At 70.0% G+C, this 13,609-nt stretch carries 14 protein-coding genes; 12 read left to right on the top strand and 2 right to left on the bottom strand.

The genetic code is table 11. The features are described 5' to 3' along the window. Nucleotides 1-29: 29 nt before the first annotated feature. Nucleotides 30-1,157 carry a ferrochelatase gene (locus tag ADK36_RS34195; protein WP_048580247.1) on the top strand — a complete coding sequence of 376 codons (1,128 nt, stop codon included), beginning with the start codon at nucleotides 30-32 and terminating at the stop codon, nucleotides 1,155-1,157. Nucleotides 1,158-1,174: 17 nt separating this feature from the next. Continuing rightward, on the top strand, nucleotides 1,175-1,999 hold the full coding sequence (locus tag ADK36_RS34190; protein ID WP_048580353.1) for an inositol monophosphatase family protein: 825 nt from the start codon (nucleotides 1,175-1,177) through the stop codon (nucleotides 1,997-1,999). A 99-nt stretch (nucleotides 2,000-2,098) separates the two neighbouring features. Here the strand turns inward: ADK36_RS34190 and ADK36_RS49685 are convergent, their stop codons facing one another. Further along, nucleotides 2,099-2,272, bottom strand: a complete 174-nt coding sequence (locus ADK36_RS49685) for a hypothetical protein (protein ID WP_199830304.1) — start codon at nucleotides 2,270-2,272, stop codon at nucleotides 2,099-2,101. 419 nt (nucleotides 2,273-2,691) lie between these two features. On the opposite strand from ADK36_RS49685, the gene ADK36_RS34185 reads away from it, so the two are divergent. The 4 genes from ADK36_RS34185 (at nucleotide 2,692) to ADK36_RS34170 (ending at nucleotide 6,265) form a co-directional block, all read left to right on the top strand. Then, entirely contained in the window at nucleotides 2,692-3,345 is a 654-nt protein-coding gene (locus ADK36_RS34185) for a response regulator transcription factor (RefSeq protein ID WP_007385219.1), read from the top strand. A 6-nt stretch (nucleotides 3,346-3,351) separates the two neighbouring features. Further along, nucleotides 3,352-4,611 (top strand): sensor histidine kinase, encoded by a 1,260-nt coding sequence (locus tag ADK36_RS34180; protein ID WP_048580246.1) that lies wholly within the window; start codon nucleotides 3,352-3,354, stop codon nucleotides 4,609-4,611. A gap of 405 nt (nucleotides 4,612-5,016) precedes the next feature. Continuing rightward, a complete protein-coding gene (locus ADK36_RS34175) occupies nucleotides 5,017-5,313 on the top strand; it encodes a DUF4193 domain-containing protein (protein WP_005481602.1) in 297 nt (98 codons plus the stop codon). 13 nt (nucleotides 5,314-5,326) lie between these two features. Then, complete coding sequence (locus tag ADK36_RS34170; protein ID WP_078916091.1) at nucleotides 5,327-6,265, top strand: hypothetical protein; 939 nt, start codon at nucleotides 5,327-5,329, stop codon at nucleotides 6,263-6,265. Between the two features lie 85 nt (nucleotides 6,266-6,350). Here ADK36_RS34170 and ADK36_RS34165 read toward each other — a convergent pair whose 3' ends face one another. After that, the gene (locus ADK36_RS34165; RefSeq protein ID WP_048580244.1) at nucleotides 6,351-6,812 is read right to left on the bottom strand and encodes a DUF3093 domain-containing protein; all 462 of its coding nucleotides are present in this window, start codon (nucleotides 6,810-6,812) and stop codon (nucleotides 6,351-6,353) included. Nucleotides 6,813-6,923: 111 nt separating this feature from the next. On the opposite strand from ADK36_RS34165, the gene ADK36_RS34160 reads away from it, so the two are divergent. The 6 genes from ADK36_RS34160 to ADK36_RS34135 all read left to right on the top strand — a co-directional run bounded on the left by ADK36_RS34160 (nucleotide 6,924) and on the right by ADK36_RS34135 (nucleotide 13,592). Next, nucleotides 6,924-7,508 carry a PaaI family thioesterase gene (locus ADK36_RS34160; protein WP_048580243.1) on the top strand — a complete coding sequence of 195 codons (585 nt, stop codon included), beginning with the start codon at nucleotides 6,924-6,926 and terminating at the stop codon, nucleotides 7,506-7,508. After that, nucleotides 7,505-8,065 carry a dUTP diphosphatase gene (gene dut / locus ADK36_RS34155; RefSeq protein WP_048580242.1) on the top strand — a complete coding sequence of 187 codons (561 nt, stop codon included), beginning with the start codon at nucleotides 7,505-7,507 and terminating at the stop codon, nucleotides 8,063-8,065. The genes ADK36_RS34160 and dut overlap by 4 nt, the downstream gene beginning before the upstream one ends. Nucleotide 8,066: 1 nt before the next feature. Beyond that, entirely contained in the window at nucleotides 8,067-8,828 is a 762-nt protein-coding gene (locus ADK36_RS34150) for a DUF3710 domain-containing protein (protein WP_048580241.1), read from the top strand. A 188-nt stretch (nucleotides 8,829-9,016) separates the two neighbouring features. Further along, nucleotides 9,017-10,189: an alginate lyase family protein gene (locus ADK36_RS34145; protein ID WP_048580240.1), complete on the top strand. Its 1,173-nt coding sequence runs from the start codon at nucleotides 9,017-9,019 to the stop codon at nucleotides 10,187-10,189. A gap of 152 nt (nucleotides 10,190-10,341) precedes the next feature. Continuing rightward, a complete protein-coding gene (locus tag ADK36_RS34140; RefSeq protein WP_053200239.1) occupies nucleotides 10,342-12,879 on the top strand; it encodes a sensor histidine kinase in 2,538 nt (845 codons plus the stop codon). Then, entirely contained in the window at nucleotides 12,876-13,592 is a 717-nt protein-coding gene (locus tag ADK36_RS34135) for a response regulator (protein WP_048580239.1), read from the top strand. The genes ADK36_RS34140 and ADK36_RS34135 overlap by 4 nt, the downstream gene beginning before the upstream one ends. Nucleotides 13,593-13,609: the final 17 nt, after the last annotated feature.

Raw genomic sequence — 13,609 nt, 5'->3', positions numbered from 1 at the left:
CTGTCAGTACCGGATGACAGGATCGATCCATGCCAGACGTGCGCGATGCCAGCCCCTACGACGCCCTGCTCCTGCTCTCCTTCGGTGGCCCCGAGGGCCCGGACGACGTGATCCCGTTCCTGGAGAACGTCACCCGGGGGCGAGGCATCCCCAAGGAACGCCTGAAGGAAGTCGGCGAACACTACTTCCTGTTCGGCGGCGTCAGCCCCATCAACGACCAGAACCGCGCCCTGCTGGACGCCCTCCGCAAGGACTTCGCCGACCACGGCCTGGATCTGCCGATCTACTGGGGCAACCGCAACTGGGCGCCGTACCTGACGGACACCCTGCGCGAGATGGTCGCCGACGGCCGTCGCCGCATCCTCGTCCTCGCCACCAGCGCCTACGCCTCCTACTCGGGCTGCCGCCAGTACCGCGAGAACCTCGCCGACTCGCTCGCCGCCCTCGAGGCCGAGGGCCTGGAGCTGCCGAGGGTCGACAAGCTGCGGCACTACTTCAACCACCCCGGCTTCCTGGAGCCGATGATCGACGGCGTCATCGACTCCCTCGCCGACCTCCCCGAGGACATCCGGGACGGCGCGCACATCGCCTTCTCGACCCACTCGATCCCGAACGCCTCCGCAGACACCTCCGGGCCCGTCGAGAACCACGGCGAGGGCGGCGCGTACGTCGAGCAGCACCTGGACGTCGCCCGGCTGATCGCCGACGCCGTACGCGAGCGCACCGGCGTCGACCACCCCTGGCAGCTCGTCTACCAGTCCCGCTCCGGCGCCCCGCACATCCCGTGGCTGGAGCCCGACATCTGCGACCACCTCGAGGAGCGCCACGACGCCGGGGTTCCGGCGGTGGTGATCTCGCCCATCGGCTTCGTCTCCGACCACATGGAGGTCCTGTACGACCTCGACACGGAGGCCAGGGCCAAGGCCGAGGAGCTGGGTCTGCCGATGCGCCGCTCGGCCACCGTCGGCGACGACCCGCGGTTCGCCGCAGCGATCCGCGACCTCGTCCTGGAGCGCGCCGCCGTGGAGCGCGCGGAAGAGGCCACGCCCTGCGTCCTCGGCGGGCTCGGTGCGAGCCACAACCTCTGCCCGGTGGGCTGCTGCCCGGCCCGCGCTCCCAGGCCCGCCGCGGCGGGTGCCGACAGTCCCTACGCGTGAGGAGCCCCGTGAGCGACGTGACGGACGTACCCGACCCGCTGCACTCGGAACTGCTCGCACTGGCGCAGCGGGCCGCCCTCCGCGCGGGCGAGCTGCTGCGCGACGGCCGCCCGGCCGACCTCGCCGTCGCGGCGACCAAGTCGAGCCCGATCGATGTCGTCACCGAGATGGACATCGCGGCGGAGAAGCTGATCACGACCCTGATCTCCGAACACCGCCCGGACGACGGCTTCCTGGGCGAGGAGGGCGCCTCCACCGAGGGCACGAGCGGCGTCCGCTGGGTGATCGACCCCCTGGACGGCACGGTCAACTACCTCTACGGACTGCCGACCTGGTCCGTCTCCATCGCCGCCGAGCAGGACGGTGAGGCGGTCGTCGGTGTCGTGGCCGCCCCGATGCGCGGCGAGACGTACCACGCGGTCCGCGGAGGCGGTGCCTGGGCCACGGGAGCGTGGGAGGGCGAGCGCAGGCTCAGCTGCCGCCCCACGGCCCCCCTGGAGCAGGCCCTGGTCTCGACCGGCTTCAACTACGTCACCGAGGTCCGCACCCACCAGGCCGACGTGGCCCAGCGGCTGATCCCCCTCCTGCGCGACATCCGACGCGGCGGCTCGGCCGCGATCGACCTGTGCGACCTGGCGGCGGGCCGCCTGGACGGCTACTACGAGCGAGGGCTCAACGCCTGGGACGTGGCTGCGGGCGACCTGATCGCACGGGAGGCGGGCGCGCTGACGGGCGGGCGACCCGGGGAGCGGCCCTCGCGCGATCTGGCGGTGGCGGCGACGCCAGGGGTTTTCGAGCCCCTCCAGCGGCTGTTGGAGGAGTTCGGGGCCTGGCACGACTGACGGCGCACCCCCCCATGGTTCTCCCGCAGGAGCGGGTCTTACGGCAGCAGGCCCCCGGCGCTGGATTCGCCGGGGGCCTGCTGTTGGTCCGCGAGCCGGTCAGACGCTGGACGCGCCGACTTCCACACCGTGCTCGGCGGCGAGGCGGCGCAGGTCGTCGAGCTCGCCCTGCTCCACCTCGACGAGGAAGTCGTCGCCGTCGTCAAGAGCCCGTGTCAGGTCGGACTCGGTCGCCCTTATGCGCTGCAGAAGTCCTGCGGTGAATGCGTCCATGCTGCGCCCCCTCGTCCTGGGTCGTGGGTCGATGGCACGGGGGTGTGCCGTTCGGAAGGGGCGATCACGTCTCCAGTAGATGCCCAGCGCTGCCCATGCCGGGCGGCGACGGTGCCGGACACCCACACCCGCCCTGCGGAAAGCGGATTGCCTCGTACCGCTTGGTGGTGCGGCACAAGCAGAGCGTGATCGCGGGGTGTACAAGCCGTCCTCCCCCCGCTCTCTTCCACGGAAACCTCAACCGGAAGAGAAAATCTCGCATTCCCGGGCTTCACACCTGTCCTTCATGGCCCGCTCACCCGTCTTACCGCCGACTTATGACCGAAAAGGGCAGGATGGAGGCCAAGACCCCCAACCAAGGCCCCTGCCCGCGAGCGAGGACAAGCGCTACGCGGGTGGACACAGGAAGGACAAGCGACGTGCGCGTACTCGTCGTCGAGGACGAGCAACTGCTCGCCGATGCGGTGGCCACCGGACTGCGCCGGGAGGCCATGGCCGTCGACGTCGTGTACGACGGTGCGGCCGCCCTGGAACGCATCGGCGTCAACGACTACGACGTGGTCGTCCTCGACCGCGACCTCCCGCTGGTGCACGGCGACGACGTATGCCGCAAGATCGTCGAACTCGGCATGCCCACACGCGTGCTGATGCTCACGGCCTCCGGCGACGTCAGCGACCGTGTCGAGGGGCTGGAGATCGGCGCCGACGACTATCTCCCCAAGCCCTTCGCCTTCAGCGAGCTGACGGCACGCGTGCGTGCCCTCGGGCGCCGTACGAGCGTGCCGCTGCCGCCCGTCCTGGAGCGGGCCGGCATCAAGCTCGACCCCAACCGCCGCGAGGTCTTCCGCGACGGAAAGGAGGTGCAGCTGGCGCCGAAGGAGTTCGCCGTCCTGGAGGTGCTGATGCGCAGCGAGGGCGCGGTCGTCTCGGCCGAGCAGTTGCTGGAGAAGGCATGGGACGAGAACACCGACCCGTTCACGAACGTGGTCCGGGTGACCGTCATGACGCTGCGCCGCAAACTGGGGGAGCCGCCGGTGATCGTCACCGTGCCCGGTTCCGGCTACCGGATCTGATGCCCCATGGCCGCTACACCCGCGCCTCCGCAGGCGCCCCCGAAACCCACATGGGACCCCCGCAGGGCGGAGCCCTCCTTCCCGTGGCTGCGCCCCACCATCCGCATACGGCTCACGTTGCTGTACGGCGGCATGTTCCTGATCGCCGGCATCCTGCTGCTGTCGATCATCTATCTGCTGGCCGCGCAAGCCATCAGCACGGGCAACCAGCCGCCGTTCAAGATCGTGAGCGTGAGCCCCAGTAACGAGATCAAGGTCGCGAGCGCCGACTGCCCCGCGGTCAACAACGCGTCGGGCCTGACGCTCAACGAGTTCAACTCCGCGATCAGCGCCTGTATCGAGGACCGGCGCCGGATCGCCCTGGACGATCTCCTCAGCCGCTCGCTCCTGGCCCTCCTCGGCCTCGCCATCATCGCCTTCGCGTTCGGCTATGCCATGGCCGGCCGTGTCCTGTCGCCGCTGGGCCGGATCACCCGGACCGCGCGCGCGGTGGCGGGCTCGGACCTGTCCCGCCGTATCGAACTGGACGGCCCGGACGACGAGCTGAAGGAACTGGCCGACACGTTCGACGAGATGCTGGAGCGGTTGCAGCGGGCCTTCACCGCCCAGCAGCGCTTCGTCGGCAACGCCTCGCACGAGCTGCGCACCCCGCTCGCGATCAACCGCACGCTCCTCGAAGTGCATCTGTCCGACCCACAGGCGCCGGTGGAGCTCCAGCAGCTCGGCAAGACGCTGCTGGCCACCAACGAGCGCAGCGAGCAGCTGGTCGAAGGTCTGCTGCTGCTCGCCCGCAGCGACAACCAGATCGTCGAGCGCAAGCCGGTGGACCTCGCGGAGGTGGCCGAGCAGGCCGTCGACCAGGTGCACGCGGAGGCGGAGGCCAAGGGCGTGGTGATCCGCGGCGAGCAGAAGCCCGCCGTCGTCCAGGGCAACGGCGTGCTGCTGGAGCGGATCGCGCTGAACCTGGTGCAGAACGCCGTCCGGTACAACGTCCCGGAGGGCGGCTGGGTCGAGGTCACCACCGAGGTCCAGCACGGACAGGCGGTCCTGATCGTCTCGAACACCGGGCCGGTGGTGCCGGCGTATGAGATCGATAATCTGTTCGAGCCGTTCCGGCGGCTGCGTACCGAACGGACTGGTAGTGACAAGGGGGTGGGCCTGGGACTGTCCATCGTGCGGTCCGTGGCGCGGGCGCACGGCGGGCACATCTCGGCGCAGCCGCGAGAGGGCGGAGGGCTCGTGATGCGGGTCACCCTCCCGATCTGAGATCATGTGCGCCGAGACTCGGCAGGTACACGGGGATGTTCGCTTTGCGCGGAATTTTCTGGGCACCCGGCGAACACCCTCGTGTGTGATCGATCACAAGGGCGGTTTTCCGGCCATCTACTCTCCGTGATCATGATGCCTGTCGGAAAGCCGGGAAAATCCGGGTTTTCGAGGGTCTTGATCACGGGAAGTACACGGTGAGACGCCTTTGAACTGCGGCATTAGGACCGTGTACGGTCCCGTTCGCCATCCAAGCCGATCACTCTTGAGGAGTCCGGTTGGGTGTCGATTGAGTAACAGACCTTGATGTGAGGCAAAATCTCCGCCTCGGGTCGGGCACAAGTCCGGCCTCTCACGCGTTACGTGCGCTGGAGACACCGCAGACACCCAGAGGGGGAGAGCGACATGGCAACGGATTACGACACCCCACGCAAGACCGACGACGACGTCGACTCGGACAGCCTTGAAGAGCTGAAGGCCAGGCGGAACGACAAGTCGACGTCCGCAGTGGACGTCGACGAGTTCGAGGCCGCCGAAGGCCTGGAGCTGCCCGGCGCGGACCTCTCGAACGAGGAGTTGGCCGTCCGGGTGCTGCCCAAGCAGCAGGACGAGTTCACCTGCATGAGCTGCTTCCTGGTGCACCACCGCAGCCAGCTGGCCCGGGAGAAGAACGGTCAGCCGATCTGCCGCGACTGCGACTGAGGTCGGGTCGGGCATGACTGGCTCGACCCCTCCTTGGAAGCGCCGCTCCCGACGGTCGGGAGCGGACGAAGGGCCGTCCGACGGCCCGTCTGGCGCGCGTGACGACGAGCGGGGCTCATCCAGTACGGGGGCCTCGCTCGAACCCGTGTCCGGGGCTGACCTCCCGGCACCCGTGGACGTTCCCGCGCCCGTCGCCAAGCGGAGAGCCGCGGTCATCCGGGAGAAGGCCCGGGAAGGCGTCCGTAGAGGCGGCAGCCGCGCGAGAGCGGGCCTTGCGTACCTCACCGACCGGATCATCGAGAACGCCCCGCGTATCCCCGTACGGGACCTCGCGGCGCTGCGCCGGCAGTTCCCGGGCCTCGGGCCCGAGCGACTCGCCGACAAGCTCGTGACGGGCGCGGCGAACGCGACCTCGACGGTCGGTGCGGGAGTCGGTGCGGCGGCGATGCTGCCGGTGCCGCCCGCGATGCCGACGGAGCTGGCCGCCGAGATCACCGGCGTGGCCGCGATCGAGCTGAAGCTGATCGCCGAGCTGCACGAGGTGTACGGCGTACGCCCGCCCGGCAATCTCAAGGACCGCAGCACCGCGTATCTGACCTCGTGGTCCGAGGAGCGCGGCATCGACCCGATGAAGCCGGCGACGATCAACGCCGCACTCGGTGGGCAGATGAAGCGTGAGCTGCGTCAGCAGATCATGAAACGTATGGTCCGGAACCTGCCGAACCTGATGCCCTTCATGGTGGGCGCCGCCGTGGGTGCGGTCATGAACCGCCGGGACACCAAGAAGCTCGCGGCACGCATTCGGGCGGACCTGCGAAAGGTCCAGGTGCCCTGGGACGAATTGCCGCAACTGCCGCCCCTGGAACGCCCGGCGCAACCGTTGGAGATGGGGGACATCGCGCGGGGTCTGGGGCCCAAGCCGCCCGGAGGCGGTCAGGAGACCGGCCGCTGAGGGGACCGTCCGGCGTGGCCCGGCGAAGTTTTTGCCACGGGGAGAACAAGCCTTGACCAGACCGGTGAAGGTCAGCTCGGGTGTACTAGGCGGAGTCCTTCGCCGCCTTGATCGCCTCCGCCAGCCGCTCCGGCTCACGGGTCGACAGGTAGAGGTAAGGAGTCGGGTCCGCGGGGTCGGTGACCTCTACGCGCAGGGCGGTGGGGATGTAGGCGCGCAGGAGGAGGAAGGCGCGGGTGTCGGCCTTGTGGGTGCGCCAGGCGCGGGCCTCTTCGGGGTCCAGGATGTGCGCCTCGCCCAGCGCCGTCACCGGGATCTTCGCCTCGCCCGCGATCAGCGAACCGCCCACCACGCGGATGCGGAGCGAGCCGTACGAGCTGGCCACGACGGCCGCCGCGGCGGTGCCGCCGGCCAGGCCGCCGAGCATGGGCAGCGTGCCGAACGGCAGAAGGATCAGGGCCATGGAGACCCCGACCAGGAACGAGACCAGCCACCAGGAGCGGGGGGCGGTCAGTCGTTCTTCGTACGGGGCGGCGGAGAGCTGCATGGAGCCAAGCTTGGCATGGTGTCCGATAGCTGCCGGAGCCAGGGGGTCGGCGCCGAGCGCCGTCAGGCAGGGCGGCGGTGGGAGACGGACGGGCGGGTAAGGTCTGCGGCTGTGAGTGGTACTTCAGCAGCGCTCAAGCCGCCGGCGGACGCCGTGAAACCGGCCCGTCACCCCGATGCTCCCGCGCCCGGTGAGCTTCTCGGTGCGCACTACGGCGAGTGTTTCGGCTGTGGCGGTGAGCAGGCGCACGGGCTGCACCTGGAGGCGCGCGCCGGGGACGGAGTCAGCATCACGGCCGAGTTCACCGTGCAGCCCGCTCATCAGGGCGCACCCGGCCTGGCGCACGGCGGTGTGCTCGCGACCGCCCTCGACGAGACCCTCGGCTCGCTCAACTGGCTGTTGCGGACGATCGCCGTGACCGGGCGGCTGGAGACGGACTTCGTGCGGCCGGTTCCCGTGGGCACGGTCCTGTATCTGGAGGCCGAGGTCACGGCGGTGGCGGGCCGCAAGATCTACTCCACCGCCACCGGTCGGATCGGCGGTCCCGACGGGCCCGTCGCCGTCCGTGCCGAGGCGCTCTTCATCGAGGTGAAGGTCGACCACTTCATCGACAACGGCCGTCCGGAGGAGATCCGGGCCGCCATGAACGACCCGGACCAGGCCCGGCGTGCCCGTGCCTTCGAGGTGAACCCGTGAGCCGTGCCCCCCTGAACGTGCTGATCCGGCGCGTCGACCCGGACGTACCGCTGCCGACGTACGCGCACCCCGGTGACGCGGGAGCCGATCTGCGCACCACCGAGAGCCGTGAACTGAAGCCGGGGGAGCGGGCCGTACTGCCCACCGGGGTGTCTGTCGCCCTTCCGGAGGGGTACGCGGCGTTCGTGCATCCCCGTTCCGGCCTTGCCGCCCGTCTGGGTGTCGCCCTGGTGAATGCCCCGGGGACGGTTGATGCCGGGTACCGTGGGGAGATCAAGGTGATCGTGGTGAATCTCGACCCGCACGAGCCCGTGCGGTTCGAGCGCTTCGACCGGATTGCCCAACTGGTCGTCCAGCAGGTCGAGAGGGTCCGCTTCCAGGAGGTCGCGGAGCTTCCCGATTCGGCACGGGCCGAGGGGGGCTTCGGGTCCACCGGCGGCCATGCCGCGGTGGGCACTGCAAGCACCACAAGCGATACAAGCGATGAGGCCGCCGATGGCGGCGCAACGGGTGGGAATCGATACGCTTCGGTCGTATCCGACCGGGAAGGACAGTGACGTGTTCGGACGTCGCAAGAAGAAGGGTGCCGCCGAGGACGCGGCCGGCGAGCCCGAGCAGGTCGTCGACAGTGTCGACACTGAGGCGGACGACGACGGTGAGCGCGAGCGCGTGAGGCTCGAACCGGAACCGCGGCCCGACGGGCCCTGGGACAGCTCCGAGGTCCGTGAGCCCGGCGAGGGCCGGGTGGACCTGGGCGGCCTGTTGGTGCCGGGCGTCGACGGCATGGAGCTGCGCGTGGAGGTCGCGGGCGACGCGATCGTCGCGGCGACCGTCGTGCTGCGGGACAGCGCCATTCAGCTCCAGGCCTTCGCCGCGCCCAAGCGTGAGGGCATCTGGGGCGAGGTGCGGGAGGAGATCGGCTCCGGCATCACTCAGCAGGGTGGCATCATCGACGAGGTCGAGGGCCCGCTGGGCTGGGAGTTGCGGGCTCAGGTGCCGGTGCAGCTGCCGGACGGCACGGGTGGTTTCCAGGTCGTGCGGTTCGTCGGCGTGGACGGCCCCCGCTGGTTCCTGCGCGGTGTGATCTCGGGCCAGGGTGCCGTGCAGCCGCAGGCGGCCGGTCTGCTGGAGCAGATCTTCCGGGACACGGTCGTGGTCCGCGGCGAAGGCCCGATGGCCCCCCGTGACCCGATCGTCCTGAAGCTGCCCAACGACGCCCAGATGGTTCCCGAGGGCGTCCAGCAGGAGGAGGCCGGTTCGCGCTTCTCCGGCGGCATGGGCCAGCTCCAGCGAGGCCCGGAGATCACCGAGGTGCGCTGAGCGTCGTAGCGACAGCTCGGCCTCGTAGAGCAGCCGAAGAAACATCAGGGCCGTACCCCTTGTGGGTGCGGCCCTTTCGCGTGCGTGAACTCTTGACGGCGCATTGGTCTGTACCTACCGTCTCCGGCCAACGCGTCTGTTCATAAAGGCGCTTTACGTTCACATACGAGAACGGAAGGCCCCCACGCATGCACAGAACCGCACTCTTCGCGGCCGCGGCCGCCCTCGTCGCCGGTGTCCTCGCCTGGCCCACCGGCGCCGGTGCCGCTCCCGCCACCTTCGCCCACCCCGGAGTCACCGTCTCCAAGGGGCAGTTGGACTTCGCCCGCTCCAAGGTCAACTCCGGCGCCCAGCCCTGGAAGGGCGCCTACGACCGGATGATGGCGAGCAAGTACGCCGATCTGAACCGCACCCCCAAACCGCGCGCGGTCGTCGAGTGCGGCTCGTACTCGAACCCCAACCACGGCTGCACCGACGAGCGCGAGGACGCGATAGCCGCCTACACCCAGGCCCTCGCCTGGTACGTCACCCGCGACGAGCGCCACGCGAAGAAGGCCATCGAGCTGATGGACGCCTGGTCCGCGGTGATCCGGGACCACACCAACAGCAACGCCCCCCTGCAGACCGGCTGGGCCGGCTCCTCCTGGCCCAAGGCCGCCGAGATCATCAAGTACACGTACACCGGGGGCTGGGCGAACTCCGGCCGGTTCGCCACCATGCTCCGGACCGTCTATCTGCCCGAGATCATCAACGGCTCGAACTCCAACGGGAACTGGGAGCTGTCGATGATGGAGGCCGCCGTCGGCATCTCCGTCTTTCTGGAGGACAGGGCGTCGTACGACAAGGCCATGGCGAAGTTCCGCACCCGCACCGCCGCCTTCGTCTATCTGTCCTCCGACGGTGATCTGCCGAAGACCGTGCCGAGCCAGAACCTCAACACCCGCGAGAAGATCGTCAACTACTGGCAGGGGCAGGGCACCTTCGTCACCGGCCTCACCCAGGAGACCTGTCGCGACCTCACCCACACCGGGTACGGCATCTCGGCCATCTCGCACGTCGCGGAGACCAGCCGGATACAGGGGCAGGACTTGTACGGCACCGACGTCGGCGAGCGGCTGCGCCACGCGCTCGGGTTCCAGGCCAGGTACGAGCTCGGTGAGGCCGTGCCCGGCTGGCTGTGCAACGGCTCGCTGAAGCGCGGGCTCGGGCCGGTCACCGAGGTCGGGCACAACGCCCTGGCCAACCGTCTCGGCCATGCCATGACCAACACCGAGACGCTGAACGAGCGCAACCGCCCGGCCGGCAGCAACAACCTCTTCGTGGCCTGGGAGACCCTCACCCACGGCGACAACCCCGGCTGAGGCCCCCCGGCACCGAGCCCGTGACGTCCCGGCGGGAGCGTCAGAGTTGCGTCAAAGACGCTCCCGCCACCGCACCCGGCCCCATTTGTCGCGATTATTGGCCGTAAGGTCGACGCTGCGTAGGCAGTAGTGGCCGGAACACAATGAGGACCATGGGACGCGGCAAGCTTCGGATCTACCTCGGTGCGGCACCGGGCGTCGGCAAGACGTACGCGATGCTGTCCGAGGCGCACCGGCGCATCGAGCGGGGCACCGACTGTGTGGTGGCGTTCGTGGAGCACCATGAGCGGCCGCGCACCGAGGTGATGCTGCACGGGCTCGAACAGATCCGGCGCAAGCGGCTGGAGTACCGGGGGAGCGCCTTCACCGAGATGGACGTGGACGCCGTCCTGGCGCGGCGTCCACAGGTGGCGCTCGTCGACGAACTCGCCCACACCAACATCCCCGGCTCGCGCAACGCCAAGCGCTGGCAGGACGTCGAGGAACTCCTCGCCGCCGGGATCGACGTGATATCGACCGTCAACATCCAGCATCTGGAGTCCCTCGGCGACGTCGTCGAGTCCATCACCGGCGTACGGCAGCAGGAGACCGTGCCGGACGAGGTGGTGCGCCGGGCCGACCAGATCGAGCTGGTCGACATGGAGCCCCAGGCCCTACGGCGACGGATGGCGCACGGCAACGTCTACCAGCCGGACAAGGTCGACGCGGCGCTGTCCAACTACTTCCGGCCCGGCAACCTGACCGCGCTGCGCGAGCTGGCGCTGCTGTGGGTGGCGGACCGGGTCGACGAGTACCTGAAGCAGTACCGCAGTGATCACCGGGTGTCGAAGATCTGGGGTTCGCGGGAGCGGATCGTGGTCGGGCTGACCGGCGGGCCCGAGGGACGGACCCTGATCCGCCGCGCCGCGCGGCTGGCGGAGAAGGGCGCCGGCGGCGAGGTGCTGGCCGTCTACATCGCCCGCAGCGACGGACTGACCTCCGCGTCGCCGAAGGAGCTCGCCGTCCAGCGCACCCTGGTCGAGGACCTGGGCGGAACGTTCCACCATGTCGTCGGCGACGATATCCCGGCCGCACTGCTGGCCTTCGCGCGCGGCGTGAACGCCACCCAGATCGTCCTCGGCTCCTCGCGCCGCCGAAGCTGGCAGTACGTCTTCGGGCCGGGCGTGGGCGTGACGGTCGCCCGGGACTCCGGCCCCGACCTCGACGTCCACATCGTGACGCACGAGGAGGCCGCCAAGGGGCGCGGACTGCCCGTGGCCCGGGGAGCCCGGCTCGGCCGGGCGCGGATCCTCTGGGGCTGGATCACCGGCGTCGGCGGCCCGGTGCTGCTCACCCTGCTGCTGACCCACATCGACGCCGACCTCGGCCTCGCGAACGACATGCTGCTGTTCCTGACCCTGACGGTGGCGGCGGCCCTGCTCGGCGGGCTCTACCCCGCACTGGCCTCGGCGGCGGTCGGCTCACTGCTGCTCAACTGGTTCTTCACCCCACCCCTGCACCGCATCTCGATCGCCGACCCCAAGAACCTGCTCGCCCTGGTGATCTTCGTTCTGGTGGCGGTCGCGGTCGCCTCCGTGGTCGACCTCGCCGCCCGCCGCACCCACCAGGCGGCCCGGCTGCGCGCCGAGTCGGAGATCCTCTCCTTCCTCGCCGGCAACGTCCTGCGCGGCGAGACCGGCCTGGAGGAGCTGCTGGAGCGGGTCCGCGAGACCTTCGGCATGGACTCGGCGGCCCTGCTGGAGCGCGAGAGCGACGTCGACCCATGGACACGCGCGGGCGAGGCGGGCGTGGGACGGGCGCCGGAGCGGCCGGAGGACGCGGACGTCGACGTTCCGGTCGGCGACCACATGGCCCTCGCGCTGACCGGCCGGGTGCTGCCCGCCGAGGACCGCCGGGTGCTCGCCGCCTTCGCCGCCCAGGCCGCGGTCGTCCTGGACCGCCGCAGGCTCCAGGAGGAGGCCGACCAGGCCAAGGAGCTCGCCGTCAGCCATGACCTCCGTACGCCTCTCGCCGGCATCAAGGCGGCGGTCTCCTCGCTGCGGTCGGACGACGTGGCCTGGTCGCAGGAGGACGAGGCCGAGCTGCTGGAGGGCATCGAGGAGGGCGCCGACCGGCTGGATCACCTGGTCGGGAACCTGCTGGACATGTCCCGGCTCCAGACCGGCACGGTCACGCCGCTGATCAGGGAGATCGACCTCGACGAGGTGGTGCCGATGGCGCTGGGCGGGGTGCCGGACGGAAGCGCCGAGCTGGACATCCCGGAGACGCTGCCCATGGTCGCCGTCGATCCCGGGCTGCTGGAGCGGTCGGTGGCCAACCTGGTCGAGAACGCCGTCAAGTACAGCCCGGACGGCAGCAGGGTCCTCGTGTCCGCCAGCGCCATCGCGGACCGGGTCGAGGTCCGGGTGGTCGACCGCGGGCCGGGCGTCCCGGACGACGCCAAGGAACGTATCTTCGCGCCCTTCCAGCGCTACGGCGACGCCCCGCGCGGCGCGGGAGTGGGCCTCGGGCTCGCGGTCGCCCGCGGCTTCGCCGAGGCGATGGGCGGCACGCTGAACGCCGAGGACACGCCGGGCGGTGGCCTCACCATGGTGCTCACCGTGCGGGCGGCGGGATCGCGCGCGGAGCTTGTCGAGGAGGGGGGCGTGCCAGTGGAGCACCCCGTGGAACCAGAAAGGCAGACCACATGATGAGCCCGACCGGGGGGACCCCCCAGACCCCCACCAGGGTTCTGGTGATCGATGACGAGCCGCAGATCGTGCGCGCCCTCGTGATCAACCTCAAGGCCCGCAAGTACGAGGTCGACGCCGCCCACGACGGGGCCACCGCCCTCGAACTCGCCGCCACCCGCCACCCCGACGTGGTCGTCCTCGACCTCGGTCTGCCCGACATGGACGGCGTCGAGGTGATCCGCGGCCTGCGCGGCTGGACCCGGGTGCCGATCCTGGTGCTGTCCGCCCGGCACACCTCCGACGAGAAGGTCGAGGCGCTGGACGCGGGCGCGGACGACTACGTCACCAAGCCCTTCGGCATGGACGAGCTGCTGGCCCGGCTGCGGGCCGCCGTCCGCCGGGCCGAGCCCACCGGGGGCGGCGAGGACGACGTGATGGTGGAGACCTCGGAGTTCACCGTCGACCTGGCCGCCAAGAAGGTCAACAGGGGCGGGAAGGACGTACGGCTGACCCCCACGGAGTGGCATCTGCTGGAGGTGCTCGTCCGCAATACGGGACGTCTCGTGAGTCAGCGGCAGCTGCTCCAGGAGGTATGGGGGCCGTCGTACGGGACGGAGACGAACTATCTGCGGGTCTACATGGCCCAGCTGCGCAGGAAACTGGAGGCCGATCCGTCGCATCCCCGGCACTTCGTCACCGAGCCTGGGATGGGCTATCGGTTCGAGAAGTGAGGCCCGGTAGGCTTCAA

Source organism: Streptomyces viridochromogenes, from assembly GCF_001270495.1.
In the GTDB taxonomy this organism is placed as follows: Bacteria; Actinomycetota; Actinomycetes; order Streptomycetales; family Streptomycetaceae; genus Streptomyces; species Streptomyces viridochromogenes_A.
Note: the sequence above shows the minus strand (reverse complement) of the source record. Positions and strands in the feature narration are given on the sequence as shown.